General features: G+C 55.4%; 22 protein-coding genes, 1 pseudogene and 1 other annotated feature (1 of these 24 only partly in view). Of the genes and pseudogenes, 19 read left to right on the forward strand and 4 right to left on the reverse strand.

Features of this window, described 5'->3' with window-relative positions:
* Positions 1–49, forward strand: a sequence feature (Thr leader region); it begins 69 nt to the left of the window's first position.
* A gap of 24 nt (positions 50–73) precedes the next feature.
* The 4 genes from thrA (at position 74) to BFV64_RS03050 (ending at position 5,346) form a co-directional block, all read left to right on the forward strand.
* A complete protein-coding gene (gene thrA, locus BFV64_RS03035; RefSeq protein ID WP_069601691.1) occupies positions 74–2,536 on the forward strand; it encodes a bifunctional aspartate kinase/homoserine dehydrogenase I in 2,463 nt (820 codons plus the stop codon).
* Position 2,537: 1 nt separating this feature from the next.
* Entirely contained in the window at positions 2,538–3,467 is a 930-nt protein-coding gene (thrB, locus tag BFV64_RS03040; protein WP_014882482.1) for a homoserine kinase, read from the forward strand.
* Positions 3,468–3,470: 3 nt separating this feature from the next.
* Positions 3,471–4,757: a threonine synthase gene (gene thrC / locus BFV64_RS03045; RefSeq protein WP_023332051.1), complete on the forward strand. Its 1,287-nt coding sequence runs from the start codon at positions 3,471–3,473 to the stop codon at positions 4,755–4,757.
* Positions 4,758–5,046: 289 nt separating this feature from the next.
* Positions 5,047–5,346, forward strand: coding sequence for a DUF2502 domain-containing protein (locus tag BFV64_RS03050; RefSeq protein ID WP_045282215.1), 300 nt, complete (start codon positions 5,047–5,049; stop codon positions 5,344–5,346).
* A 32-nt stretch (positions 5,347–5,378) separates the two neighbouring features.
* Here BFV64_RS03050 and yaaA read toward each other — a convergent pair whose 3' ends face one another.
* Together yaaA and BFV64_RS03060 are read right to left on the reverse strand one after the other, a co-directional pair.
* On the reverse strand, positions 5,379–6,152 hold the full coding sequence (yaaA, locus tag BFV64_RS03055) for a peroxide stress protein YaaA (RefSeq protein ID WP_014882485.1): 774 nt from the start codon (positions 6,150–6,152) through the stop codon (positions 5,379–5,381).
* Between the two features lie 66 nt (positions 6,153–6,218).
* Positions 6,219–7,649, reverse strand: a complete 1,431-nt coding sequence (locus tag BFV64_RS03060; RefSeq protein WP_045282214.1) for an alanine/glycine:cation symporter family protein — start codon at positions 7,647–7,649, stop codon at positions 6,219–6,221.
* Between the two features lie 262 nt (positions 7,650–7,911).
* On the opposite strand from BFV64_RS03060, the gene tal reads away from it, so the two are divergent.
* From tal to BFV64_RS03075, 3 genes are all read left to right on the forward strand, one after another.
* Entirely contained in the window at positions 7,912–8,865 is a 954-nt protein-coding gene (gene tal, locus BFV64_RS03065) for a transaldolase (RefSeq protein ID WP_014882487.1), read from the forward strand.
* 110 nt (positions 8,866–8,975) lie between these two features.
* Positions 8,976–9,563: a molybdopterin adenylyltransferase gene (mog, locus tag BFV64_RS03070; RefSeq protein WP_045282213.1), complete on the forward strand. Its 588-nt coding sequence runs from the start codon at positions 8,976–8,978 to the stop codon at positions 9,561–9,563.
* Positions 9,564–9,685: 122 nt separating this feature from the next.
* Positions 9,686–11,008 carry an MFS transporter gene (locus tag BFV64_RS03075; RefSeq protein ID WP_069601692.1) on the forward strand — a complete coding sequence of 441 codons (1,323 nt, stop codon included), beginning with the start codon at positions 9,686–9,688 and terminating at the stop codon, positions 11,006–11,008.
* Here BFV64_RS03075 and satP read toward each other — a convergent pair.
* Positions 10,985–11,551, reverse strand: coding sequence for an acetate uptake transporter (satP, locus tag BFV64_RS03080; protein ID WP_069601693.1), 567 nt, complete (start codon positions 11,549–11,551; stop codon positions 10,985–10,987). The genes BFV64_RS03075 and satP overlap by 24 nt on opposite strands.
* 297 nt (positions 11,552–11,848) lie before the next feature.
* Between satP and dnaK the strand changes: the two genes are divergently transcribed.
* The 4 genes from dnaK (at position 11,849) to nhaR (ending at position 17,300) form a co-directional block, all read left to right on the forward strand.
* Positions 11,849–13,762: a molecular chaperone DnaK gene (gene dnaK, locus BFV64_RS03090; protein ID WP_014882491.1), complete on the forward strand. Its 1,914-nt coding sequence runs from the start codon at positions 11,849–11,851 to the stop codon at positions 13,760–13,762.
* An 87-nt stretch (positions 13,763–13,849) separates the two neighbouring features.
* Positions 13,850–14,995 (forward strand): molecular chaperone DnaJ, encoded by a 1,146-nt coding sequence (dnaJ, locus tag BFV64_RS03095; RefSeq protein WP_014830600.1) that lies wholly within the window; start codon positions 13,850–13,852, stop codon positions 14,993–14,995.
* Positions 14,996–15,167: 172 nt separating this feature from the next.
* On the forward strand, positions 15,168–16,343 hold the full coding sequence (gene nhaA, locus BFV64_RS03100) for a Na+/H+ antiporter NhaA (protein WP_023332057.1): 1,176 nt from the start codon (positions 15,168–15,170) through the stop codon (positions 16,341–16,343).
* A 57-nt stretch (positions 16,344–16,400) separates the two neighbouring features.
* Positions 16,401–17,300: a transcriptional activator NhaR gene (nhaR, locus tag BFV64_RS03105; protein ID WP_014882493.1), complete on the forward strand. Its 900-nt coding sequence runs from the start codon at positions 16,401–16,403 to the stop codon at positions 17,298–17,300.
* 57 nt (positions 17,301–17,357) lie between these two features.
* Here nhaR and rpsT read toward each other — a convergent pair whose 3' ends face one another.
* On the reverse strand, positions 17,358–17,621 hold the full coding sequence (rpsT, locus tag BFV64_RS03110) for a 30S ribosomal protein S20 (RefSeq protein ID WP_003856458.1): 264 nt from the start codon (positions 17,619–17,621) through the stop codon (positions 17,358–17,360).
* Between the two features lie 152 nt (positions 17,622–17,773).
* Between rpsT and BFV64_RS25820 the strand changes: the two are divergent.
* The 8 genes and pseudogenes from BFV64_RS25820 (at position 17,774) to carA (ending at position 26,386) form a co-directional block, all read left to right on the forward strand.
* Positions 17,774–17,941 (forward strand): annotated as a pseudogene (locus tag BFV64_RS25820) (DUF2575 domain-containing protein).
* Between the two features lie 7 nt (positions 17,942–17,948).
* On the forward strand, positions 17,949–18,875 hold the full coding sequence (gene ribF, locus BFV64_RS03115; RefSeq protein ID WP_014882494.1) for a bifunctional riboflavin kinase/FAD synthetase: 927 nt from the start codon (positions 17,949–17,951) through the stop codon (positions 18,873–18,875).
* A gap of 45 nt (positions 18,876–18,920) precedes the next feature.
* The gene (gene ileS / locus BFV64_RS03120; protein ID WP_045135532.1) at positions 18,921–21,737 is read left to right on the forward strand and encodes an isoleucine--tRNA ligase; all 2,817 of its coding nucleotides are present in this window, start codon (positions 18,921–18,923) and stop codon (positions 21,735–21,737) included.
* Positions 21,737–22,237 (forward strand): signal peptidase II, encoded by a 501-nt coding sequence (gene lspA / locus BFV64_RS03125; protein ID WP_008502034.1) that lies wholly within the window; start codon positions 21,737–21,739, stop codon positions 22,235–22,237. Before ileS ends, lspA begins: the two co-directional genes overlap by 1 nt.
* Positions 22,238–22,354: 117 nt before the next feature.
* The gene (gene fkpB, locus BFV64_RS03130; protein ID WP_003856450.1) at positions 22,355–22,804 is read left to right on the forward strand and encodes an FKBP-type peptidyl-prolyl cis-trans isomerase; all 450 of its coding nucleotides are present in this window, start codon (positions 22,355–22,357) and stop codon (positions 22,802–22,804) included.
* 1 nt (position 22,805) lies between these two features.
* On the forward strand, positions 22,806–23,756 hold the full coding sequence (ispH, locus tag BFV64_RS03135) for a 4-hydroxy-3-methylbut-2-enyl diphosphate reductase (RefSeq protein ID WP_014882496.1): 951 nt from the start codon (positions 22,806–22,808) through the stop codon (positions 23,754–23,756).
* 205 nt (positions 23,757–23,961) lie between these two features.
* A complete protein-coding gene (gene dapB, locus BFV64_RS03140; RefSeq protein ID WP_045282301.1) occupies positions 23,962–24,783 on the forward strand; it encodes a 4-hydroxy-tetrahydrodipicolinate reductase in 822 nt (273 codons plus the stop codon).
* Positions 24,784–25,237: 454 nt separating this feature from the next.
* Positions 25,238–26,386 carry a glutamine-hydrolyzing carbamoyl-phosphate synthase small subunit gene (carA, locus tag BFV64_RS03145; RefSeq protein ID WP_014882498.1) on the forward strand — a complete coding sequence of 383 codons (1,149 nt, stop codon included), beginning with the start codon at positions 25,238–25,240 and terminating at the stop codon, positions 26,384–26,386.
* The last annotated feature ends 9 nt before the right edge of the window (positions 26,387–26,395 follow it).

The raw sequence follows: 26,395 nt of genomic DNA on the forward strand, positions 1-26,395 counted from the left end.
AGGAAAAACAAAAAAAAGCCCGCACCTGAACAGTGCGGGCTTTTTTTTCGGCTAAAGGAAACGAGGTAGAACCATGCGAGTGTTGAAGTTCGGCGGTACATCAGTGGCAAATGCAGAACGTTTTCTGCGTGTTGCCGATATCCTGGAGAGCAACGCCAGGCAGGGGCAGGTTGCGACCGTGCTTTCTGCCCCGGCAAAAATCACGAACCATCTGGTGGCGATGATTGAAAAAACCATCGGTGGTCAGGATGCACTTCCGAACATCAGCGACGCCGAGCGTATTTTCGCTGAGCTGCTGCAGGGGCTGGCGGAGGCACAACCCGGCTTCCCGCTCGCACAGCTGAAGTCTTTCGTTGAGCAGGAGTTTGCTCAGATCAAACATGTGCTGCACGGTATCAGCCTGCTGGGCCAGTGTCCGGACAGCATCAACGCGGCGCTGATCTGCCGCGGTGAGAAACTGTCAATCGCCATCATGGCTGGCCTGCTGGAAGCGCGTGGCCACGGCGTGACCGTCATCAATCCGGTTGAAAAACTGCTTGCGGTGGGCCACTACCTCGAATCTACCGTTGATATTGCCGAATCAACCCGCCGTATCGCCGCGAGCAAAATCCCGTCTGACCACATGATCCTGATGGCGGGCTTTACCGCCGGAAATGAGAAGGGTGAGCTGGTGGTGCTGGGCCGTAACGGCTCCGACTACTCTGCCGCCGTGCTGGCTGCCTGTTTACGCGCAGACTGTTGTGAGATCTGGACTGACGTCGACGGCGTGTATACCTGCGACCCGCGCCAGGTACCGGACGCCAGGTTGCTGAAGTCGATGTCTTACCAGGAAGCGATGGAGCTTTCCTACTTCGGCGCCAAAGTGCTTCACCCACGTACCATCTCCCCGATTGCCCAGTTCCAGATCCCTTGCCTGATTAAAAACACCGGTAACCCGCAAGCGCCAGGCACGCTGATTGGTGCCAGCTCCGATGAAGATGGCCTGCCGGTGAAAGGCATCTCCAACCTGAATAACATGGCGATGTTCAGCGTCTCCGGTCCGGGGATGAAGGGCATGGTCGGCATGGCGGCGCGCGTCTTTGCCGCAATGTCACGCAACGGTATCTCGGTGGTGCTGATCACGCAGTCCTCTTCCGAGTACAGCATCAGCTTCTGCGTGCCGCAGGCCGACTGCCTGCGCGCGCGCCGTGCGCTGGAAGAAGAGTTTTATCTGGAGCTGAAAGAGGAGTTGCTGGAGCCGCTCTCCATTCAGGAGCGTCTGGCCGTCATCTCCGTCGTGGGCGACGGGATGCGCACCCTGCGCGGTATCTCCGCGAAGTTCTTTGCCGCGCTGGCCCGCGCCAACATCAATATCGTGGCGATTGCCCAGGGCTCGTCTGAGCGTTCTATCTCCGTCGTGGTGGATAACGACGATGCCACCACCGGCGTGCGCGTGGTGCATCAGATGCTGTTCAATACCGATCAGGTCATTGAGCTGTTCCTGATTGGCGTGGGCGGTGTCGGCGGCGCGCTGCTCGAGCAGGTGAAGCGTCAGCAGGCGTGGCTCAAGAAGAAGCATATCGATTTGCGCGTCTGCGGTATTGCCAATTCCAGAGCGCTACTGACCAATGTGCATGGTCTGAATCTTGAAAACTGGCAGGCCGGGCTGGAAGAGGCGAAAGAGCCGTTTAATCTGGGTCGCCTTATCCGTCTGGTAAAAGAGTACCATCTGCTTAACCCGGTGATTGTCGACTGTACGTCAAACCAGGCCGTTGCCGACCAGTATGCGGATTTCCTGCGCGAAGGCTTCCACGTGGTGACGCCGAACAAAAAGGCCAACACCTCGTCGATGGATTACTATCACCAGCTGCGTCTGGCGGCGAGCAAGTCGCGCCGTAAGTTCCTGTACGACACCAACGTGGGCGCCGGCCTGCCGGTTATCGAAAATCTGCAAAATCTGCTGAATGCGGGCGACGAACTGCAGCGCTTCTCCGGCATTCTCTCCGGCTCCCTGTCGTTTATCTTTGGCAAGCTGGACGAGGGCATGAGCCTCTCGGAAGCCACCCGCGCCGCGCGCGAGCTGGGCTATACCGAGCCGGATCCACGTGACGATCTCTCCGGCATGGACGTGGCGCGTAAGCTGCTGATCCTCGTGCGCGAAACCGGTCGCGAGCTGGAGCTTTCGGACATTGTGATTGAACCCGTGTTGCCAGCCGAGTTTGACAGCAGCGGTGATGTCAGCACCTTTATGGCGAATTTACCCCAGCTTGACGATGCTTTTGCCGCGCGCGTGGCGAAAGCCCGTGATGAAGGTAAGGTATTGCGCTATGTTGGCAACATTGAAGAAGATGGCGTGTGCCGGGTGAAGATTGCCGAAGTGGATGGCAACGACCCGCTGTACAAAGTCAAAAACGGCGAAAACGCCCTCGCGTTTTACAGCCACTATTATCAGCCATTGCCGCTGGTGCTTCGCGGCTATGGCGCAGGGAACAATGTTACAGCGGCGGGTGTGTTTGCCGATCTGTTGCGTACCCTGTCATGGAAGTTAGGAGTTTAACATGGTCAAAGTTTATGCCCCGGCTTCCAGCGCCAATATGAGCGTCGGATTCGATGTGCTGGGTGCGGCGGTCACGCCGGTGGACGGTTCGCTGTTGGGCGATACGGTTACGGTTGAGGCAGCGGCGAGTTTCAGCCTCAATAACGTGGGCCGATTCGCCAGCAAACTGCCGTCCGACCCGCGCGAGAATATCGTCTATCAGTGCTGGGAACGCTTCTGTCAGGAGATCGGCAAAAACGTGCCGGTCGCCATGACGCTGGAAAAAAGTATGCCGATTGGTTCGGGGCTGGGCTCCAGCGCCTGTTCCGTGGTTGCCGCGCTGGTGGCGATGAACGAGCACTGCGGCAAGCCTTTGAATAACAGCCGCCTGCTGGGGTTAATGGGCGAGCTGGAAGGGCGTATCTCCGGCAGTATCCACTATGACAATGTGGCACCGTGCTTCCTTGGCGGTATGCAACTGATGATCGAAGAAAATGGCATCATCAGCCAGCAGGTGCCAGGGTTTGATGAGTGGCTGTGGGTGCTGGCGTATCCGGGGATTAAGGTCTCTACCGCGGAAGCGCGTGCGATCCTGCCTGCGCAATATCGTCGTCAGGACTGTATTGCTCACGGACGTCATCTGGCGGGCTTTATCCACGCCTGCTATACCCGTCAGCCGCAGCTGGCGGCGAAGCTGATGAAGGATGTCATTGCCGAGCCGTACCGCACGAAGCTGCTGCCTGGCTTTAACGAGGCGCGACAGGCCGCCATGGATATCGGCGCGCAGGCGTGCGGCATCTCCGGCTCCGGCCCGACGCTGTTCGCCCTGTGCGATAAGCCAGACACCGCGCAGCGCGTGGCGGACTGGCTCTCTAAACACTACCTGCAAAATCAGGAAGGCTTTGTTCATATTTGCCGTCTGGACACGGCTGGCGCACGAGTACTGGGATAACGAATGAAACTCTATAACCTTAAAGATCATAACGAGCAGGTCAGCTTCGCGCAGGCAGTGACTCAGGGGCTGGGCAAAAATCAGGGGCTGTTCTTCCCGCATGACCTGCCGGAATTTCAGTTGACCGAGATTGATGAACTGCTGAAGCAGGACTTTGTCACCCGCAGCACCAAAATTCTGTCTGCGTTTATCGGCGACGAAATCCCTCAGGAGCTGCTGGAAGAGCGCGTGCGTGCGGCGTTTGCCTTCCCGGCTCCGGTGCAGCAGGTGGAGCCTGACGTCGGTTGTCTGGAGCTGTTCCACGGCCCGACCCTGGCGTTTAAAGACTTCGGCGGCCGCTTTATGGCGCAGATGCTGACCCACATCAGCGGCGACAAGCCGGTGACCATTCTGACAGCCACCTCCGGCGATACCGGTGCCGCGGTCGCGCATGCGTTCTACGGCCTGAAAAACGTCCGCGTGGTGATCCTCTATCCAAAAGGCAAAATCAGCCCGCTGCAGGAAAAACTGTTCTGTACGCTCGGCGGCAACATTGAGACCGTGGCGATCGACGGTGACTTTGATGCCTGTCAGGCGCTGGTCAAGCAGGCGTTCGATGATGAAGAGCTGAAGGCCGCGCTGGGGCTGAATTCCGCCAACTCCATCAACATCAGCCGTCTGCTGGCGCAGATTTGCTACTACTTCGAAGCGGTAGCGCAGCTGCCGCAGGAAGCGCGCAATCAGCTGGTGGTGTCCGTACCAAGCGGTAACTTCGGTGACCTGACGGCGGGATTACTGGCGAAATCGCTCGGTCTGCCGGTGAAGCGCTTTATCGCCGCTACCAACGCCAACGACACCGTGCCGCGCTTCCTGAAAGACGGGAAATGGGCACCGAACGCGACGCAGGCAACGCTCTCCAATGCCATGGATGTGTCACAGCCAAACAACTGGCCGCGCGTGGAAGAGCTGTTCCGCCGCAAGGTATGGCGTCTGGTGGACCTGGGCTACGCGGCGGTGACGGATGAGACCACTAAAGCGACCATGCGCGAGCTGAAGGCGGTGGGATATACCTCTGAGCCGCACGCGGCAATTGCGTATCGCGCACTGCGCGACCAGCTCAACCCGGGGGAATATGGTCTGTTCCTCGGTACCGCCCATCCCGCCAAGTTCAAAGAGAGCGTGGAAGCGATCCTGGGCGAAACGCTGCCGCTGCCAAAAGAGCTGGCCGAGCGTGCCGACCTGCCGCTGCTGTCACACGAGCTGCCTGCGGATTTTGCCGCGCTGCGTAAGTTGATGATGACTCGCGCGTGAGTGTGTTGCCCGGTGGCGGCTACGCCTTACCGGACCTACGGGGTTTGTAGGCCGGGTAAGCGCAGCGCCACCCGGCAAAAGCAGCACCGATTTTTAGGCCGGGAAAGGCGAAGCCGCCACCCGGCTTTTTTGTGAAGAAAATAAGGAGGAATAAAGCAGGAAAAAAGCAGAAATTCCCAATAAATGCGGTCACTTAGCGTTTAGGATTGCAGAGAATAACATCCCCCGTTCCCCTCGCGTACTCTCCTTACATCGGCCCACGTTGGGCAAGAAGAATAAGGAGTCACAGATGTCTACACTGAAACCTGCACTCATCGCGCTTTCACTGGTGCTGGTCGCTCCCATGGCGGCACAGGCATCCGAAATCACCCTCGTACCGGCGGTTAAACTGCAGATTGGCGACCGGGACAACAGCGGGCATTACTGGGACGGCGGCCGCTGGCGCGACCACGACTGGTGGAAGGCGCATTATGACTGGCGTGATAACCACTGGCGCCCGCATGACGAACATCGCGATCGCGATCGCGACGATCGACACGACCATCATCATGACGATCGCCATCCAGGGCCGGACTGGAAGCACCATTAATGCAACACCCCGCCAGCAGGCGGGGTGTTGTTTTACTGTTCGTGGCGTTTAAAGACCAGTTCGCCTTTCCCCGACGCGTCTTCGTCAAAGAAATAGCCTTCGCTGTTAAAACCGGTCAGTTGCTCCGGCTTGGTCAGGCGGTTCTGAATGATATAGCGGCTCATGAGGCCCCGCGCCTTTTTGGCATAGAAGCTGATGACCTTGAACTTGCCGTTTTTCTCATCCAGGAAGACCGGCTTGATGATCTCCGCATCCAGCTTTTTCGGTTTCACCGACTTGTAGTATTCATCGGATGCCAGGTTAATCACCACGTTATCGCCCTGAGCGCGTAGCGCCGCGTTCAGCTTATCGGTGATAATTTCGCCCCAGAAATGGTACAAGTCTTTGCCTTTGGCGTTTTCCAGACGAATGCCCATCTCCAGACGGTACGGCTGCATTAAATCCAGCGGACGCAGTACGCCATACAGACCCGACAGCATACGCAGATGCTGCTGGGCAAAATCGAAGTCGGCTTCACTGAAGTCTTCCGCCTGCAGACCGGTATAGACATCACCTTTAAACGCCAGAATCGCCTGACGCGCGTTAGCAGGGGTGAAATCCGGATGCCATTCATGGAATCGGGTCGCGTTCAGGTCCGCCAGCTTGTCGCTGATGCCCATCAGCGAGGCGATTTGCGGCGCAGAGAGCTTGCGCGCTTCACGGATCAGCTGCTGTGAATAATCCAGCAGTTCTGGCTGGGTATAGCGCTCAGTGGCGAGCGGGCTCTGGTAGTCGAGCGTTTTTGCAGGTGAAATCAGAATCAGCATATCCAGTCCTTGCAGGAAATTTAGAGCGACTTTAACAAAAAATCGCCCTGAATTGATCGATAGCTGTTATCGCCGGGGCAAATCATCCCAGGTGCCAGGGGCAAGTTGTGACGCAATTTCGGGGTAACGTGATGCATCAAATACCGGGGCAACCCCCAGCTTGCGCTGGCGAAGATAATCTTTGGCAATAAGCGTCACAACGGGGGAGAGCAGCAGGATCGCCGTCAGGTTAGTGATTGCCATTAGCGCCATAATGACATCCGCCAGCTGCCAGATCATAGGCATCGTCAGAAGGGCGCCCGCGAACACCATCAGTATCACCCCCAGGCGAAGCAGGAGGATAGCAGGGCGAGCGTTGAATCTCAGGAAAATGAGGTTGTTTTCAGCGTACAGATAGTTGACCACAATTGAGCTGAAGGAGAACAACATCAGTATGAGCGAGACAAAGCCAGCCCCCCAGCCGCCGGTCAGGTTCACCAGCGCCTGCTGAAGAAATTGTATCCCGACGGCATCCGAGGTATGGGGGACCGGGCCGGCCAGCAGGAGGATCATGGCACTGGCGGAACAGATGATCACCGTATCCATAAAGACGCCGATCATCTGCACAATACCCTGCGCAGCCGGGTGTGGCGGCCACGAAGAGGCGGCCGCTGCGACGTTGGGAGTGGAACCCATTCCGGCTTCATTGGAGAACATGCCCCGTTGAAAACCTGCCATCAATGCCTGGCTCAGGGTATAGCCCAGCGCGCCTGATGCGACTTCTCGCCAGCCAAAGGCGCTTTTAAAGATGGACGCAATGACCCCCGGAACCTGTTCGAAATGCAGTGCTGCAACGACCAGACTCGCGGCAACCCAGAGCAGGGCCATAATGGGCACCAGCCACTGCATCAGGCGGGCGACGCCCCTAAGGCCGGCAGAAATGGCGAGCAAAACAAAGAGGGCTAACACGCTGCCCGTGAGCCACTCCGGACAGGAGAAGGTATAGCGCAGAGCATGGGCAACCGAGTTTGACTGGACGGTATTAAAAATGAGGCCGTATGCGAACAGTAAAAAAAGCGAGAACAGCACGCCCATCCAGCGCATCCCTAAGCCACGCGCCATATACCATGACGGGCCGCCACGAAACTGTCCGCTTTTATCCTTCTCTTTGTAGAGTTGCGCCAGCGAACTTTCGGCGAAAGAGGTGGCCATCCCCAGAAGTGCCGTGACCCACATCCAGAACACTGCGCCAGGCCCTCCTGCGCTGATGGCCAGCGCAACGCCTGCCAGATTGCCGCTGCCAAGGCGTGCCGCAAGGCTGGTACACAGCGCCTGAAACGAGGTGAGTCCGCCCTGATGGGGCGTGACGCTGTTTTTCAGACTTCTGCCAAACTTGCGAATATAGCGAAACTGGATAAACCCACTGCGTAGCGTAAACCAGATACCTGCTCCCAGGAGCAGGTAAATCATTATCGAACCCCAGAGGACTTCGTTAATAAAGAAAAAGAAATCAGGCATTAACGTCCCTCTTGTTGATGCCAATGTGAATATGTAAGCGCTACCACTGATTGGGCATGCTGTTGCTTAGCAGCCTGTTAATATTCTCAGTTTATCATACTCTGCCTAAGCGCACTGTCTGCGGTTGCGCTACCCCTCCGTCGTGTTATCATCAGGGCAGACCGGTTACATCCCCCTAACAAGTAAACCTGTCATTTTTCCGCTGCAGGCATGCTGTCGGTAGCGTGAATTATCCAGGGCACGTTAAAAGAGAAACACTATCATGACGGATAAATTGACCTCCCTTCGTCAGTTCACCACTGTCGTAGCTGACACCGGAGATATCGCGGCAATGAAGCTGTACCAGCCGCAGGATGCCACAACTAACCCTTCTCTGATCCTTAACGCCGCACAGATCCCTGAGTATCGCAAACTGATTGACGAGGCCGTGACCTGGGCGAAAGCACAGAGCAATGACCGCGCGCAGCAGGTTGTGGATGCCACTGATAAACTGGCCGTGAACATCGGTCTGGAAATTCTGAAACTGGTCCCGGGCCGTATCTCCACCGAAGTGGATGCACGTCTGTCCTACGACACCGAAGCGTCAATTGCTAAAGCAAAACGTCTGATCAAACTGTACAACGATGCGGGCATCAGCAACGACCGTATCCTGATCAAACTGGCGTCTACCTGGCAGGGCATCCGCGCGGCGGAGCAGCTGGAAAAAGAAGGCATCAACTGTAACCTGACCCTGCTGTTCTCCTTCGCGCAGGCGCGTGCTTGTGCTGAAGCTGGCGTATACCTGATTTCTCCGTTCGTAGGCCGTATTCTGGACTGGTACAAAGCCAACACCGACAAGAAAGAGTACGCGGCGTCTGAAGATCCAGGCGTGGTTTCCGTGACTGAAATCTACGAATACTACAAACAGCATGGTTATGAGACCGTGGTGATGGGCGCAAGCTTCCGTAACGTCGGTGAAATCATCGAACTGGCTGGCTGTGACCGCCTGACCATCGCCCCTGCGCTGCTGAAAGAGCTGGCAGAAAGCGAAGGTACCATCGAGCGTAAACTGTCCTACACCGGTGAAGTGAAAGCACGCCCAGAGCGCATCACTGAATCCGAGTTCCTTTGGCAGCACAACCAGGATCCAATGGCGGTAGACAAACTGGCGGACGGTATCCGTAAGTTTGCTATTGACCAGGAAAAACTGGAAAAAATGATCGGCGACCTGCTGTAATCATTCTGCGTGACCGGGTCCCCGGTCACGCTACTTCTTTCGTACTCTGTCTGAATTTCCCCTCTGCGTGTATCATTCCCTTTAATCAGTACTTTTTGAATGGAATGGATATGAATACCTTACGCATCGGCTTAGTGTCGATTTCCGACCGCGCCTCCAGCGGCGTTTACCAGGATAAAGGCATCCCTGCTCTGGAAGAGTGGCTGGCAAGCGCGTTGACCACCCCGTTTGAGATCCTGACCCGCCTGATCCCGGACGAACAGCCAATCATCGAGCAGACCCTGTGTGAGCTGGTGGATGAAATGAGCTGTCACCTTGTGCTGACGACGGGCGGAACCGGCCCTGCGCGCCGCGATGTTACCCCGGACGCGACGCTGGCGATTGCCGATCGTGAAATGCCAGGCTTCGGTGAACAGATGCGTCAGATCAGTCTACACTTTGTCCCGACGGCCATTTTGTCTCGCCAGGTGGGGGTGATCCGCAAACAGGCGCTGATTCTGAACCTGCCGGGCCAGCCGAAGTCCATCAAAGAGACGCTGGAAGGACTCAAAGCGGAGGATGGCAGCGTCATCGTCCACGGCATCTTTGCAAGTGTACCGTATTGTATACAGTTGCTGGAGGGACCGTACGTCGAGACGGACGACAAAGTGGTAGCAGCATTTCGTCCTAAAAGCGCCCGCCGCGAGACAATCTCCTGAAATTAATTAAAATGTGACATTAGCGTCAGCCGCAGTGGCGTGTAAATGGATTTACGATATAGTAATTTTTTCTTTACGATTGCTGTAAAAAATAATCCACAAAACATGCACAATGGTTCGCTATGTCACATAACACCCGACCTCTGAATCGACAGGATTACAAAACCCTCACGCTCGCCGCTCTGGGCGGCGTGCTGGAGTTTTACGACTTCATCATCTTTGTTTTCTTCGCCGCTGTGGTAGGGGAGTTATTCTTCCCGGCGGATATCCCGGAATGGCTGCGACAGGTGCAAACCTTCGGCATTTTTGCTGCCGGATATCTGGCACGTCCGCTGGGCGGCATTGTGATGGCGCACTTTGGCGATCTGGTCGGGCGCAAGAAAATGTTTACCCTGAGTATCCTGCTGATGGCCGTGCCGACGCTGGCGATTGGCCTGCTGCCAACCTATGCCTCAATGGGTATTGTTGCCCTGTTATTGCTGCTACTGATGCGTATTCTTCAGGGGGCGGCGATCGGTGGTGAGGTACCGGGGGCGTGGGTGTTTGTTGCGGAACATGTTCCGGCGCGCCGCATTGGTATCGCCTGCGGCACCTTAACCGCGGGGTTAACGGTGGGGATTTTGCTTGGTTCCGTCGTTGCGACCATTGTAAACACCAGCATGACGCAGCAGGCTGTGCACGACTGGGGCTGGCGCTTACCGTTCCTGCTGGGCGGAGCGTTTGGCCTGGTGGCGATGTACCTGCGTCGCTGGTTGCAGGAGACGCCGATTTTCCTTGAGATGCAGCAGCGCAAAGCGCTGGCTCAGGAGTTGCCGGTCAAAGCCGTGGTGGTGCGCCATAAAAAAGCGGTCGTGGTGTCGATGCTGCTCACCTGGCTTCTCTCGGCGGGCATCGTAGTGGTGATTTTGATGTCGCCGGTCTGGCTGCAAAAACAGTACGGGTTCGCCCCGGCAGTGACGTTACAGGCGAACAGTATCGCGACCATTATGCTTTGCTTTGGCTGTCTTGCCGCCGGGCTGGCTGCCGATCGTTTCGGTGCCAGCGTGACCTTTATCGTCGGCAGCCTGTTACTGGCCGTATCAAGCTGGGCGTTTTACCATTTGGCAGGCAGCCACCCTGAACAACTGTTCCTGCTGTACGGTGTGGTAGGCCTGTGCGTGGGCGTTGTCGGGGCGGTACCGTATGTGATGGTACGTGCGTTTCCACCTGAGGTGCGCTTCACCGGCATCTCATTTTCTTACAACGTCTCGTATGCCATCTTTGGCGGACTGACGCCGATTGCGGTGACGGTATTAATGGGGGTGTCTCCCCTGGCGCCGGCCTGGTACGTGCTGGCGTTATCGTTAATGGGGCTGGTATTGGGGGTTTGGCTTCGGCAGTCAGGGGAAAATCGTGCCCGCGAGGCGGGCACGACAGACGAATCAGTGTTTTTCACCAATCGGTAGAATAGTGCGGCCGAACTGCTCGTTCAGCACTTCACCCATGGCCAGGTAGATAGCGCTTGCGCCGCATACCAGGCCAATCCAGCCTGCAACGTGTAAGATGCCTTCGTTATCCACCAGGTGGCCGATGGCCAGCAGGGCGAACAGTACGGTCAGGCTCAGGAAGACGAACTGCAGCGCGCGGTTCCCCTTCAGCGTGCCGAAGAACATGAACAGGGTGAAGACGCCCCACAGACCCAGATACACGCCCAGGAAGTGGGCATTCGCTGCGTCTGCCAGACCCATTTTAGGCATCAGCAGGATAGCGACCAGCGTCAGCCAGAACGAGCCGTAAGAGGTGAAGGCGGTTAAGCCGAAGGTGTTGCCTTTCTTATATTCCAGCAGACCCGCGAAGATTTGTGCGATGCCGCCGTAAAAAATGCCCATCGCCAGGATAATGCCATCCATCGGGAACATCCCGATGTTGTGCAGGTTCAGCAGGATAGTGGTCATGCCAAAACCCATCAGGCCCAGCGGAGCCGGATTAGCCAACTTAGTGTTGCCCATAAGTCCTCAAAAAAAATCATCATTAATATGGTGAAATGGTTAAACCCGCGTCATTACTCCCTGACGGGGCGCGGCATCATAATGGGCGCAATCGATGCCGTCTATGATCTCATCAGGGTGAAATTAAAAATTTTTTTACGCTTGCCCCTTGATGGATGCCGTAGCGACCCCATCTTGTAGTCAACCGCAGTGTGTGGACCTGAAAAAAATCAAATCTGGGCAGTTGAAAAAGCACGTTCTGCCCTTATTACAGGTACACAACCACATGTTGACTGAATTTTTAGTGGAGACGTTTAGATGGGTAAAATTATTGGTATCGACCTGGGTACGACCAACTCTTGTGTAGCGATTATGGACGGCACTACTGCACGCGTGCTGGAGAACGCCGAGGGCGATCGCACCACGCCTTCTATCATTGCTTATACCCAGGATGGTGAAACTCTGGTTGGTCAGCCGGCTAAACGTCAGGCAGTGACAAACCCGCAAAATACCCTGTTTGCGATTAAACGCCTGATCGGCCGCCGCTTCCAGGACGAAGAAGTTCAGCGTGACGTTTCTATCATGCCTTACAAAATCATCGCAGCAGATAACGGCGATGCATGGCTTGATGTGAAAGGCACCAAAACTGCACCACCGCAGATCTCTGCTGAAGTGCTGAAAAAAATGAAGAAAACTGCTGAAGATTACCTGGGTGAGCCAGTAACTGAAGCCGTTATCACCGTACCTGCCTACTTTAACGATGCTCAGCGTCAGGCTACCAAAGATGCTGGCCGTATCGCAGGTCTGGAAGTAAAACGTATCATCAACGAACCTACCGCAGCGGCTCTGGCTTACGGTCTGGATAAAGAAGTGGGCAACCGCACTATCGCGGTTTACGACCTGGGTGGTGGTACCTTCGATATCTCTATTATCGAAATCGACGAAGTTGACGGCGAAAAAACCTTCGAAGTTCTGGCAACCAACGGTGATACCCACCTGGGTGGTGAAGACTTCGATACCCGTCTGATCAACTACCTCGTAGACGAGTTCAAGAAAGATCAGGGCATCGACCTGCGTAACGACCCGCTGGCCATGCAGCGCCTGAAAGAAGCCGCTGAGAAAGCGAAGATCGAACTGTCTTCCGCTCAGCAGACCGACGTTAACCTGCCGTACATTACTGCAGATGCGACCGGTCCTAAACACATGAACATCAAAGTGACCCGTGCAAAACTGGAAAGCCTGGTCGAAGACCTGGTGAACCGTTCTATCGAGCCACTGAAAGTTGCTCTGCAGGATGCTGGCCTGTCCGTGTCTGATATCAATGACGTTATCCTCGTTGGTGGTCAGACCCGTATGCCAATGGTCCAGAAGAAAGTGGCTGAGTTCTTCGGTAAAGAGCCACGTAAAGATGTTAACCCGGACGAAGCCGTTGCTATCGGTGCTGCCGTTCAGGGTGGCGTATTGACTGGTGAAGTGAAAGACGTTCTGCTGCTGGACGTTACCCCGCTGTCTCTGGGTATCGAAACCATGGGCGGCGTGATGACTGCGCTGATCACTAAAAACACCACTATCCCGACCAAGCACAGCCAGGTGTTCTCTACCGCTGAAGACAACCAGTCTGCGGTAACCATCCATGTGCTGCAGGGTGAGCGTAAACGTGCGTCTGATAACAAATCTCTGGGTCAGTTCAACCTGGATGGTATCAACCCGGCACCACGCGGCATGCCGCAGATCGAAGTGACCTTCGATATCGATGCTGACGGTATCCTGCACGTTTCCGCGAAAGACAAAAACAGCGGTAAAGAGCAGAAGATCACCATTAAGGCTTCTTCCGGTCTGAACGAAGAAGAGATCCAGAAAATGGTTCGTGAAGCAGAAGCGAACGCGGAATCTGACCGTAAGTTCGAAGAGCTGGTTCAGACCCGTAACCAGGGTGACCATCTGCTGCACAGCACCCGTAAGCAGGTTGAAGAAGCGGGCGACAAACTGCCAGCGGAAGATAAAACGGCTATCGAAGCTGCACTGACCGCGCTGGAAACGTCTCTGAAAGGCGAAGACAAAGCGGATATCGAAGCGAAGATGCAGGAGCTGGCACAGGCTTCCCAGAAGCTGATGGAAATTGCTCAGCAGCAGCACGCGCAGCAGCAAGCGGGCGCTGACGCTTCCGCGAACAACGCGAAAGACGACGACGTTGTCGACGCTGAGTTCGAAGAAGTTAAAGACAAAAAATAATCGCCCTGATGCAGGGTAATTAATCGGCACGGGCGTAGGAGAACTCTCCACGCCCGTGCTCGCATGTTAAGGGGCTTAAAAAAACCAATGGCAAAGCAAGACTATTACGAGATTTTAGGCGTTCCGAAAACTGCGGAAGAGCGTGAAATCAAAAAGGCGTATAAGCGCCTGGCCATGAAATTCCACCCGGACCGCAACCAGGGGGATAAAGAGGCTGAAGCAAAATTTAAAGAGATCAAAGAAGCCTACGAAGTCCTGACCGATGCACAAAAACGTGCGGCCTATGACCAGTACGGCCACGCAGCCTTTGAACAGGGCGGCATGGGCGGCGGCGGATTCGGTGGCGGCGGCTTTGGCGGCGGTGCTGATTTCAGCGACATCTTCGGCGACGTGTTCGGCGATATCTTTGGCGGCGGTCGTGGTCGTCAGCGCGCAGCGCGCGGCGCAGACCTGCGCTACAACATGGAGCTGACGCTGGAAGAGGCCGTTCGCGGTGTCACCAAAGAGATCCGTATCCCGACGCTGGAAGAGTGTGACGTGTGCCACGGCAGCGGCGCGAAAGCGGGTACCCAGCCGCAGACCTGTCCAACCTGTCACGGTTCCGGTCAGGTGCAGATGCGTCAGGGCTTCTTCGCAGTACAGCAGGCCTGTCCTCACTGTCATGGCCGCGGTACGCTGATTAAAGATCCGTGCACTAAATGCCACGGTCATGGTCGCGTTGAGAAAACCAAGACCCTGTCCGTCAAAATCCCGGCAGGCGTGGATACGGGCGACCGCATCCGTCTGGCAGGTGAAGGTGAAGCCGGTGAGCACGGCGCACCGGCAGGCGATCTGTACGTTCAGGTTCAGGTGAAGCAGCATGCCATCTTCGAGCGTGAAGGTAACAACCTGTACTGTGAAGTGCCGATCAACTTCGCCATGGCGGCGCTCGGTGGTGAAATTGAAGTGCCTACCCTGGATGGTCGCGTCAATCTGAAGATCCCGGGCGAAACCCAGACCGGTAAGCTGTTCCGCATGCGCGGTAAAGGCGTGAAGTCCGTTCGCGGCGGTGCTCAGGGCGACCTGCTGTGCCGTGTGGTTGTAGAAACCCCAGTGGGGCTGAACGACAAGCAGAAACAGCTACTGAAAGAGCTGCAGGAGAGCTTTGGCGGCCCAACGGGCGAGAAAAACAGCCCGCGCTCCAAAAGCTTCTTTGATGGCGTCAAAAAATTCTTCGACGATTTGACCCGCTAATCTGTTAGCCGGTTTTCCACGATATAAAGCCTGGAAGCGATTCCGGGCTTTTTTATTTTGGGGGATAGATCGGTAAAACTGAGTCTACACTCAATATTAATCTGTTTTTGCCGAGCTATTTGGCTTGGTATTATGGTTTTATCGAGGTATTGTTGTAAAAGAGAGAACTTAAATGAAATTACTACACCGTTTCTTTAGCAGTGAGGCGTCCGGTGGTGTGATCCTGATTATTGCCGCGGCAGCCGCAATGGTGCTGGCGAACCTGGGCATGACGCGCGATCTCTATCACGCATTTTTGGAAACACCCGTTGAGCTGAAGGTCGGGGCGCTGGAAATTAACAAGAACATGCTGCTGTGGATCAACGATGCGCTAATGGCGGTGTTCTTCCTGCTGGTGGGACTTGAGGTCAAACGGGAGCTGGTGTTGGGCTCCCTCGCCAGCCGTCAGCGCGCCGCCTTTCCGGTGATCGCCGCTATCGGCGGGATGGTCGTTCCGGCACTGCTGTTCCTTGCGTTTACCTGGCAGGATCCTGTTGCGCGTGACGGGTGGGCTATCCCGGCGGCAACGGATATCGCGTTTGCGCTCGGTGTCTTAGCCTTGCTCGGCAGCCGCGTGCCGATGGCGTTGAAAATCTTCCTGATGGCGCTGGCGATCATTGATGATCTGGGCGCGATCGTGATTATCGCGCTGTTTTATACCAGCGATCTGTCGATTCTGTCGCTGAGCGTGGCAGCAGGTGCAATTGCGGTCCTGGCGCTGCTGAACATTTTCAATGTCCGCCGCATCGGCATTTACATCCTCGTGGGGATGGTACTCTGGACAGCGGTATTGAAATCCGGCGTGCATGCCACGCTGGCCGGGGTGATTGTTGGCTTCTTTGTGCCGCTAAAACCGCAGGAGGGTAAATCCCCTGCTAAACAGCTTGAGCACGTCCTGCACCCGTGGGTCGCCTTTATGATCCTGCCACTGTTTGCCTTTGCTAACGCCGGTGTTTCCCTGCAGGGCGTGACGCTGGATGGGCTGACGTCTGTCCTTCCGCTGGGCATTATTGCCGGGCTGTTTATTGGTAAACCGCTGGGGATCAGCCTGTTCTGCTGGCTGGCGCTGAAGATGAAGCTGGCATCGCTGCCGAACGGCACCACCTTTGGTCAGATTATGGCTGTCGGCGTGCTGTGTGGTATTGGATTTACCATGTCGATCTTTATCTCGACGCTGGCGTTTGGCGCAAATGCCCCTGAACTCATCGTCTGGGCGAAGCTCGGCATTCTTATCGGGTCATTACTGGCCGCGGTAATCGGTTATACCTTGTTGAAGGTGAAATTGCCCGGACAGGCTGTCCAGGCATAACGGAAACCGGGAGAAGATGAGCCTTCTCCCGTTACATACTCAGGGAGTGAAGACGCTATGTCTCATTTGAATTACAACCATCTTTACTACTTCTGGCACGTCTACAAGCAGGGCTCGGTGGTGGGGGCGGCTGAGGCGCTCTATCTCACGCCGCAGACCATTACCGGCCAAATCAAGGCGCTGGAAGAGCGCCTGCAGGGCAAGCTGTTCAAGCGTAAAGGCCGCGGGATTGAGCCAAGCGAACTTGGGGAACTGGTCTTTCGCTATGCGGACAAGATGTTCACCCTGAGCCAGGAGATGCTGGATATCGTCAACTATCGCAAAGAGTCTAACCTGCTCTTTGACGTCGGCGTGGCGGATGCGCTGTCCAAACGGCTGGTGAGCGGCGTGCTGGATGCCGCGGTGGTGGAAGATGAACAAATCCACCTGCGCTGCTTTGAATCTACCCACGAGATGCTGCTGGAACAGCTGAGCCAGCATAAGCTGGATATGATTATCTCGGACTGCCCCATCGACTCCACGCAGCAGGAAGGGCTGTTCTCAGTGAAGATTGGCGAATGCGGTGTCAGCTTCTGGTGCATTAATCCGCCGCCGGAAAAACCCTTCCCGGCCTGTCTGGAAGAGCGTCGCTTATTGGTGCCGGGAAGGCGGTCAATGCTCGGGCGTAAGCTGTTGAACTGGTTTAACTCGCAGGGGCTGAAGGTGGAGATCCTCGGTGAATTCGACGATGCGGCACTGATGAAAGCCTTTGGCGAAGCGCACAATGCCATCTTCGTTGCGCCAACGCTGTACGTGCTCGATCTCTATTCAGACAACAAGATTACGGAGATTGGCAGAGTGGATAACGTGATGGAGGAGTATCACGCCATATTTGCCGAAAGAATGATTCAGCACCCGGCGGTGCAGCGAATCTGCAACCGTGACTACTCGGCGCTGTTTACGCCACCGGCAATCTGAAGACATAAAAAAACCCGCGTTAAGCGGGTTCTTTAAACAAGCAACAACAAGTAGCGATTAAGCCAGTTTGTTGATCTGCGCGGTCAGGTTTGCTTTATGACGCGCTGCTTTGTTTTTATGGATCAGACCTTTAGCAGCCTGACGATCCACGATTGGTTGCATTTCGTTAAATGCGTTCTGCGCTGCAGCTTTGTCGCCAGCTTCGATTGCTGCGTATACTTTCTTGATGAAAGTACGCATCATAGAGCGACGGCTTGCGTTGTGCTTACGAGCCTTTTCAGACTGAACGGCACGTTTCTTAGCTGATTTGATATTAGCCAAGTCCAACTCCCAAATATGATCTATGTGGACAATTCAAAGGCCGAGGAATATGCCCTCTTTGCCTTCTTTTGTCAATGGATTTGTGCAAATAAGCGCCGTTAAAAAGCGACGCTACGTTACGTAGTGATGGCGCAGGATTCTACCAGCTTGTCTTGCGTGAATACAGCCTTTCGGCATAAAAATCGCAGTTCACGCGCAGATTTTTTCGCTGTGAAAGGTCAGCCTGATGAAATCATTACGGCTTTCTGTTTTGCGCGAACAATCGCCGGTTAACCTTAACCGCGGTACAAGGTATACTTTGGCGATTTTCACTGTTTTGAGCCAGACATGAAGCTGATACGCGGCATACATAATCTCAGCAGCGCACCACACGGGTGCGTGCTGACTATTGGTAATTTCGACGGCGTGCATCGTGGTCATCAGGCGCTGTTGCAGGGATTGCGTAAAGAGGGGGAGGCCCGTGGCCTGCCCGTGGTGGTGATGATTTTCGAACCGCAACCGCTGGAGCTGTTTGCGGGGGATAAATCGCCCGCCCGTCTCACTCGCCTGCGTGAGAAGCTGCGCTACCTGGCAGAGTCCGGCGTGGACTACGTGCTGTGCGTGCGTTTCGATCGTCGCTTTGCCGCACTGACAGCACAAAATTTCGTCAGCGACCTGCTGGTTAAGCGTCTTGGCGTACAGTTTCTCGCCGTGGGGGATGATTTCCGCTTTGGCGCTGGTCGGCAGGGCGATTTCTTGCTATTACAGAAGGCGGGCCTGGAGTACGGTTTTGACGTGACCAGCGCGATGACCTTCTGTGAAGGCGGCGTGCGCGTCAGCAGCACGGCGGTGCGTCAGGCGCTGGCGAATGATGAACTGGATACGGCAGAAACGCTGCTGGGGCATCCGTTTACCATCTCAGGCCGCGTCGTGCATGGCGACGCCCTGGGGCGCACGATAGGTTTCCCGACGGCGAATATCCCGCTGCGTCGTCAGGTTTCCCCGGTTAAAGGGGTCTATGCGGTGGAAGTGGCAGGACTGGGCGATAAGCCGTTTTACGGCGTTGCCAACATTGGCACGCGTCCCACTGTCGCCGGTGTACGTCAACAGTTAGAAGTGCACCTGCTGGACGTTGTAATGGACCTTTATGGTCGCCATATAGATGTAATACTGCGTAAAAAAATACGCAATGAGCAGCGATTTGCTTCACTGGATGAACTAAAAGCGCAGATTGCGCGTGATGAATTGACGGCCCGCGAGTTTTTTGGGCTATGAACCCGGCTTAAATGCCTACGTGATAAATACGGAACCGAGAATCTGATGAGTGACTATAAATCAACCCTGAATTTGCCGGAAACAGGGTTCCCGATGCGCGGCGATCTCGCCAAGCGCGAACCGGGAATGCTGGCGCGTTGGACCGATGATGACCTGTACGGCATCATTCGTGCAGCCAAAAAAGGCAAAAAAACCTTCATTCTGCATGATGGCCCTCCCTATGCGAATGGCAGCATTCATATTGGTCACTCTGTAAACAAGATTCTGAAAGACATTATCGTGAAGTCCAAAGGCCTCACGGGATATGACTCGCCTTACGTTCCGGGCTGGGACTGCCACGGTCTGCCAATCGAGCTGAAAGTAGAGCAAGAGTTTGGCAAGCCAGGTGAGAAGTTCACCGCCGCTGAGTTCCGTGCAAAATGCCGCGAATACGCTGCCACGCAGGTTGACGGCCAGCGTGCGGACTTTATCCGTCTGGGTGTATTGGGCGATTGGTCGCACCCGTACCTGACTATGGACTTCAAAACTGAAGCCAACATCATCCGTGCGCTGGGCAAAATCATCGGTAACGGCCATCTGCACAAAGGCGCGAAGCCGGTGCACTGGTGCGTGGACTGCCGTTCTGCGCTGGCAGAAGCCGAAGTAGAGTATTACGACAAAACCTCGCCTTCTATCGACGTGGCGTTCGACGCTGTCGATCAGGATGCGGTGAAAGCCAAATTTGGCGTCTCCTCCGTTAACGGCCCGGTCTCGCTGGTGATCTGGACCACCACGCCGTGGACGCTGCCAGCCAACCGTGCAATCTCTCTGTCCGGTGAGTTTGACTACGCGCTGGTGCAAATTGAGGGTCGCGCGGTTATCCTGGCGAAAGATCTGGTGGAGAGCGTGCTGAAACGCGCGAACATCACCGACTACACAGTGCTGGGTACCGTGAAAGGCGACGCGCTGGAACTGATGCGCTTCAAACACCCGTTCCTGGGCTTCGACGTTCCGGCCATCCTGGGCGACCACGTTACGCTGGAAGCTGGTACCGGTGCGGTACACACCGCCGGTGGTCACGGCCCTGACGACTACAACATCAGCCTGAAGTACGGTCTGGAAATCGCTAACCCGGTGGGGCCGGACGGCTCGTACCTGCCTGGTACTTATCCGGCTCTGGACGGTATCAACGTCTTTAAAGCCAACGACATCATCGTGGATATGCTGCGCACCAGCGGCGCACTGCTGCACGTTGAGAAAATGCAGCACAGCTATCCATGCTGCTGGCGTCACAAGACGCCGATCATCTTCCGTGCAACCCCGCAGTGGTTCGTCAGCATGGATCAGAAAGGCCTGCGTGAGCAGTCTCTGAAAGAGATCAAAGGCGTGCAGTGGATCCCGGACTGGGGCCAGGCGCGTATCGAATCCATGGTCGCTAACCGTCCTGACTGGTGTATCTCTCGTCAGCGTACCTGGGGCGTGCCGATGTCTCTGTTCGTACATAAAGAGACGCAGGAACTGCACCCGAATACCCTGGAACTGATGGAAGAAGTGGCGAAGCGCGTCGAAGTTGACGGCATTCAGGCGTGGTGGGATCTCGATGCCCGCGACATCCTGGGCGCGGACGCGGACAACTACGAGAAAGTGCCAGATACCCTGGACGTGTGGTTCGACTCTGGTTCGACCCACGCCTCGGTGGTTGACGTGCGTCCAGAGTTTGCCGGTCACGCTGCCGACATGTATCTGGAAGGGTCTGACCAACACCGCGGCTGGTTCATGTCATCCCTGATGATCTCCACCGCCATGAAAGGTAAAGCACCTTATCGCCAGGTACTGACTCACGGCTTCACCGTGGATGGTCAGGGTCGTAAGATGTCTAAATCCATCGGTAACACCGTTTCTCCGCAGGATGTGATGAACAAGCTGGGCGCAGATATCCTGCGTCTGTGGGTGGCTTCTACCGACTACACCGGCGAAATGGCAGTGTCTGACGAGATCCTGAAGCGTGCTGCCGACAGCTATCGTCGTATCCGTAACACCGCGCGCTTCCTGCTGGCGAACCTGAACGGTTTTGATCCAGTGAAGGACATGGTGAAACCGGAAGAGATGGTCGTGCTGGACCGCTGGGCGGTAGGCTGTGCAAAAGCGGCGCAGGACGATATCCTGAAAGCCTATGAGTCTTATGATTTCCACGAAGTGGTGCAGCGCCTGATGCGCTTCTGCTCCATCGAAATGGGCTCGTTCTATCTCGACATCATCAAAGACCGCCAGTACACCGCGAAAGCGGACAGCGTGGCGCGTCGTAGCTGCCAGACCGCCCTGTTCCACATCGCTGAAGCGCTGGTGCGGTGGATGGCGCCGATCATGTCCTTCACCGCAGATGAAATCTGGGGCTACCTGCCAGGCGACCGTGAGAAATATGTCTTCACGGGCGAGTGGTACGAAGGTCTGTTCGATCTCTCCAGCACCGAAGCGATGAACGATGCCTTCTGGGACGAGCTGCTGAAAGTGCGTGGTGAAGTGAACAAGGTTATCGAGCAGGCGCGTGCGGACAAGAAAGTCGGCGGCTCTCTGGAAGCGGCAGTAACCCTGTACGCCGAACCTGAGCTGGCGGCAAAACTGACCGCGCTGGGTGATGAATTACGATTTGTCCTGTTGACCTCCGGTGCGAAAGTTGCGGATTATGCCGAGGCCTCTGCTGATGCTCAGCAGAGCGAGCTGCTCAAAGGACTGAAAGTCGCGCTGAGCAAAGCCGACGGTGAGAAATGCCCGCGTTGCTGGCATTATACCACGGATGTCGGCCAGGTGGCGGAACACGCAGACATCTGCGGACGCTGTGTAAGCAACGTCGCCGGTGACGGCGAAAAACGTAAGTTTGCCTGATGAGTAAAACTCTCTGTTCAACAGGACTGCGCTGGCTGTGGCTGGTTGTGGTAGTGCTGATTATCGATCTGGGCAGCAAGTTCCTGATCCTCCAGAACTTTGCTCTGGGGGAGACGGTCCCGCTGTTCCCGTCGCTTAACCTGCACTACGCACGTAACTACGGTGCGGCGTTTAGCTTCCTTGCTGACAGCGGTGGCTGGCAGCGCTGGTTCTTCGCGGGTATCGCTTTAGGTATTTGCGTCATACTGGCAGTGCTGATGTACCGTTCGAAGGCAACGCAAAAGCTGAATAACATCGCCTACGCGCTGATCATTGGCGGCGCGCTGGGCAATCTGTTCGATCGCCTGTGGCACGGCTTTGTGGTCGATATGATCGACTTCTATGTCGGCGACTGGCACTTCGCGACCTTTAACCTCGCCGATAGCGCAATTTGCATCGGTGCGGCGTTAATCGTGCTGGAAGGTTTCTTGCCGAAACCGGCCGCGAAAGAGCAGGCGTAAGCATCAATGCCGGGTGGCGCTACGCTTACCCGGCCTACAGAATTTGTGGCCTCCCGTAGGCCCGGTAAGCGTAGCGCCACCGGGCAACAGGTGACCCAAAACAAGCGAGCAATTTGCATGTCTAAATCCGTACAGAGCAACAGCGCGGTTCTCGTCCACTTCACGCTGAAGCTGGATGATGGCTCCACGGCTGAATCCACCCGCAATAACGGCAAACCGGCCCTGTTCCGTCTTGGCGATACCTCCCTGTCTGAAGGTCTTGAGCAGCAGCTTCTTGGCCTGAAAGAGGGCGAGAAAAAAGCCTTTTCGCTGGAGCCAGATGCTGCGTTTGGTGTGCCAAGCCCGGATCTGATCCAGTATTTCTCGCGTCGCGAATTTATGGACGCTGGTGAGCCGGAAATCGGGGCGATTATGCTCTTTACCGCTATGGACGGCAGCGAAATGCCTGGTGTGATCCGCGAAATCAACGGTGACTCCATTACCGTTGATTTCAACCATCCGCTTGCCGGGCGTACCGTTCATTTTGATGTTGAAGTGCTGGAGATTGACCCAGCACTGGAGGCCTAAAATGCAGATCCTGTTGGCTAACCCGCGCGGCTTCTGCGCCGGTGTAGACCGCGCTATCAGCATTGTTGAAAACGCGCTGGAAATTTACGGCGCGCCGATTTATGTGCGTCACGAAGTGGTGCACAACCGCTACGTGGTCGACAGCCTGCGCGAGCGTGGTGCTATTTTCATCGAGCAGATTAGCGAAGTGCCGGACGGCGCGATCCTGATCTTCTCCGCGCACGGTGTCTCTCAGGCCGTCCGTAACGAAGCGAAAAGCCGCGATCTGACGGTCTTTGATGCCACCTGTCCGCTGGTGACGAAAGTGCATATGGAAGTGGCGCGCGCCAGCCGTCGTGGTGAAGAGTCGATTCTGATTGGCCACGCGGGTCATCCGGAAGTCGAAGGCACGATGGGCCAGTACAGTAACCCGGAAGGGGGCATGTATCTGGTGGAGTCGCCTGAAGATGTCCTGACGCTGAACGTCAAAAACGAAGCCCGTCTGTCGTTTATGACCCAGACGACGCTCTCCGTTGACGATACCTCTGATGTGATTGACGCACTGCGCCAGCGCTTCCCGAAGATCGTCGGGCCGCGTAAAGACGATATCTGCTACGCCACCACCAACCGTCAGGAAGCGGTGCGCGCGCTGGCTGAACAGGCGGATGTGGTGCTGGTGGTCGGCTCGAAAAACTCCTCTAACTCTAACCGTCTGGCCGAACTGGCACAGCGTATGGGTAAAGCGGCATTTCTGATCGACGACGCGACGGATATTCAGGAAGCGTGGGTGAAAAATGCGGCCTGCGTCGGCGTGACCGCAGGCGCTTCCGCGCCGGATATTCTGGTGCAGAACGTCATTGTCCGCCTGCAGGAACTCGGCGGCGGCGAAGCGGTTCCGCTCGAAGGACGCGAAGAGAACATTGTTTTCGAGGTCCCGAAAGAACTGCGTATCGATGCGCGCGAAGTGGAATAACCCCTTATCTGATGAAAGGCCAGCATCTCATGTGCTGGCCTTTTTTTTGCCCCGTACTTTATCGTGACGACAAAATCATGTCTTTTACTGATATTTAAGTCTGTTTCACGTTAAATTCTAATTATCGGTGTTTTCAGTTGGCAGCCTTTGCGAAGGCTGGTTAATCTGAAAACGATTTACATCATTTTTACGTAAGAGAATAACTATGCATGATGCACAGATCCGTGTCGCCATTGCGGGCGCGGGTGGACGTATGGGCCGTCAGCTGATTCAGGCGGCAATTCAGATGGATGGCGTGGCACTGGGCGCGGCGCTGGAGCGTGAAGGGTCATCACTGTTGGGAGCCGATGCAGGTGAACTGGCGGGCGCAGGAAAGACCGGCGTCACCGTACATAGCAGCCTGGAAGCGGTTAAGGATGACTTCGATGTATTTATCGATTTTACCCGCCCGGAAGGGACGCTGACGCATCTGGCGTTTTGCCGGCAGCACGGTAAGGGGATGGTGATCGGCACCACCGGTTTTGACGACGCAGGTAAGCAGGCCATCCAGGATGCATCGAAAGAAATTGCGATTGTCTTCGCGGCAAACTTTAGCGTGGGCGTTAACGTCATGCTGAAGCTACTGGAGAAGGCGGCGAAGGTGATGGGCAACTACACCGACATTGAGATTGTTGAAGCGCACCACCGCTACAAAGTTGATGCGCCGTCAGGCACGGCGCTGGCGATGGGCGAAGCGATTGCTCATGCACTTGATAAAGATTTAAAAGACTGCGCGGTCTATACCCGCGAAGGTCATACCGGCGAACGCGTACCGGGCACGATTGGTTTTGCTACCGTCCGTGCGGGTGACATAGTCGGCGAACATACGGCGATGTTCGCCGATATTGGCGAACGCGTCGAAATTACGCATAAAGCTTCCAGCCGAATGACGTTTGCCAATGGTGCAGTGCGTTCCGCTTTGTGGCTGAAAGGCAAGAAGAGCGGCCTTTTTGATATGCGAGATGTGCTTGATCTCAACAATCTGTAAGCATTATTACCCATCGTGATGTGGTTATTGCAGTCGTAATATATTGATTGCATAGGGCAATATTTTATTGCCCTTTTATTTTGCCTCATTTTCTTTAATTTTTGCTCTAAAGCTTAAAAACAAGCGTTTTTATCTCTTGTTTTCGTTACTGAAATGTAAATTTTGACCATTTGGTCCACTTTTTACTGCCTCGCCGAATAATTTTTCATTAAACCTTGCACGCAAGCGTTTTCTACAGTGATTTACCTGATCTTTTTGTCGCTTAAGTGGCTTTACTCTCGCCAGGCTTGCAAAAGGATAAACAAAATATCCGTTTTAAGTTGACTTTTAGCCTCCCAGTCTCCAGAATGCCGCCGTTTGCCAAAAATCCGCTGGCAACACATTTGCATTGATTCATGACATGGTTATGAATTAATATGCAAATAAAGTGAGTGAATATTCTCTGGAGGGTGTTTTGATTAAGTCAGCGCTATTGGTTCTGGAAGACGGAACCCAGTTTATCGGTCGGGCCATAGGGGCAACGGGTTCGGCGGTTGGGGAAGTCGTTTTCAATACTTCAATGACCGGTTATCAAGAAATCCTCACTGATCCTTCCTATTCTCGCCAAATCGTTACTCTTACTTATCCTCATATCGGCAATGTCGGCACCAATGCGGCTGACGAAGAATCTTCTCAGGTACATGCGCAAGGCCTGGTCATCCGCGACCTGCCGCTGATTGCCAGCAACTTCCGCAGCACTGAAGATCTCTCGTCTTACCTGAAGCGCCATAACATCGTGGCGATTGCTGATATCGATACCCGTAAGTTAACGCGTCTGCTGCGCGAGAAGGGTGCACAGAACGGCTGCATCATCGCGGGTGATAACCTCGATGCCACGCTGGCGCTGGAAAAAGCGAAAGCCTTCCCGGGTCTGAACGGCATGGACCTGGCGAAAGAAGTGACTACCGCTGAAGCCTATAGCTGGACGCAGGGTAGCTGGACGCTGGAAGGCGACCTGCCGGAAGCGAAAAAAGAGAGCGAGCTGCCGTTCCACGTGGTGGCCTATGATTTCGGCGCCAAGCGCAACATCCTTCGCATGCTGGTTGACCGCGGCTGCCGTCTGACGGTGGTTCCGGCGAAAACCTCTGCCGAAGACGTACTGAAGATGAACCCGGATGGCATCTTCCTTTCTAACGGTCCTGGCGACCCGGCACCGTGCGACTACGCTATCGACGCCATCAAGTCCTTCCTGGAAACCGACATCCCGGTATTCGGCATCTGCCTCGGCCATCAGCTGCTGGCGCTGGCGAGCGGTGCGAACACCATCAAGATGAAGTTCGGCCACCACGGTGGTAACCACCCGGTGAAAGATATTGATAACAACACGGTGATGATCACCGCGCAGAACCACGGTTTTGCCGTCGATGAAGCGTCAATGCCGGCTAACCTGCGCGTGACGCATAAATCACTGTTCGATGGCACCCTGCAGGGGATTCATCGTACCGATAAGCCAGCGTTCAGCTTCCAGGGCCACCCGGAAGCCAGCCCGGGCCCGCACGACGCCGCGCCGCTGTTCGATCACTTCATCGAACTTATCGAGCAATACCGTAAGACCGCTAAATAATCAGGAGCC

The sequence above is a fragment of the Enterobacter kobei genome, assembly GCF_001729765.1.
GTDB classification, from domain to species: Bacteria; Pseudomonadota; Gammaproteobacteria; order Enterobacterales; family Enterobacteriaceae; genus Enterobacter; species Enterobacter kobei.

Excerpts from the sequence above, each read along its gene's own strand:
- ispH (WP_014882496.1), top strand. The coding sequence starts at position 22,806 with ATGCAGATCCTGTTGGCTAACCCGCGCGGCTTCTGCGCCGGTGTAGAC.
- mog (WP_045282213.1), top strand. The coding sequence starts at position 8,976 with ATGAATACCTTACGCATCGGCTTAGTGTCGATTTCCGACCGCGCCTCC.
- tal (WP_014882487.1), top strand. The coding sequence starts at position 7,912 with ATGACGGATAAATTGACCTCCCTTCGTCAGTTCACCACTGTCGTAGCT.
- lspA (WP_008502034.1), top strand. The coding sequence starts at position 21,737 with ATGAGTAAAACTCTCTGTTCAACAGGACTGCGCTGGCTGTGGCTGGTT.
- dapB (WP_045282301.1), top strand. The coding sequence starts at position 23,962 with ATGCATGATGCACAGATCCGTGTCGCCATTGCGGGCGCGGGTGGACGT.
- BFV64_RS03075 (WP_069601692.1), top strand. The coding sequence starts at position 9,686 with ATGTCACATAACACCCGACCTCTGAATCGACAGGATTACAAAACCCTC.
- thrA (WP_069601691.1), top strand. The coding sequence starts at position 74 with ATGCGAGTGTTGAAGTTCGGCGGTACATCAGTGGCAAATGCAGAACGT.
- BFV64_RS03060 (WP_045282214.1), bottom strand. The coding sequence starts at position 7,649 with ATGCCTGATTTCTTTTTCTTTATTAACGAAGTCCTCTGGGGTTCGATA.
- thrC (WP_023332051.1), top strand. The coding sequence starts at position 3,471 with ATGAAACTCTATAACCTTAAAGATCATAACGAGCAGGTCAGCTTCGCG.
- dnaK (WP_014882491.1), top strand. The coding sequence starts at position 11,849 with ATGGGTAAAATTATTGGTATCGACCTGGGTACGACCAACTCTTGTGTA.
- thrB (WP_014882482.1), top strand. The coding sequence starts at position 2,538 with ATGGTCAAAGTTTATGCCCCGGCTTCCAGCGCCAATATGAGCGTCGGA.
- ribF (WP_014882494.1), top strand. The coding sequence starts at position 17,949 with ATGAAGCTGATACGCGGCATACATAATCTCAGCAGCGCACCACACGGG.
- BFV64_RS03050 (WP_045282215.1), top strand. The coding sequence starts at position 5,047 with ATGTCTACACTGAAACCTGCACTCATCGCGCTTTCACTGGTGCTGGTC.
- yaaA (WP_014882485.1), bottom strand. The coding sequence starts at position 6,152 with ATGCTGATTCTGATTTCACCTGCAAAAACGCTCGACTACCAGAGCCCG.
- satP (WP_069601693.1), bottom strand. The coding sequence starts at position 11,551 with ATGGGCAACACTAAGTTGGCTAATCCGGCTCCGCTGGGCCTGATGGGT.
- ileS (WP_045135532.1), top strand. The coding sequence starts at position 18,921 with ATGAGTGACTATAAATCAACCCTGAATTTGCCGGAAACAGGGTTCCCG.
- nhaA (WP_023332057.1), top strand. The coding sequence starts at position 15,168 with ATGAAATTACTACACCGTTTCTTTAGCAGTGAGGCGTCCGGTGGTGTG.
- fkpB (WP_003856450.1), top strand. The coding sequence starts at position 22,355 with ATGTCTAAATCCGTACAGAGCAACAGCGCGGTTCTCGTCCACTTCACG.
- nhaR (WP_014882493.1), top strand. The coding sequence starts at position 16,401 with ATGTCTCATTTGAATTACAACCATCTTTACTACTTCTGGCACGTCTAC.
- dnaJ (WP_014830600.1), top strand. The coding sequence starts at position 13,850 with ATGGCAAAGCAAGACTATTACGAGATTTTAGGCGTTCCGAAAACTGCG.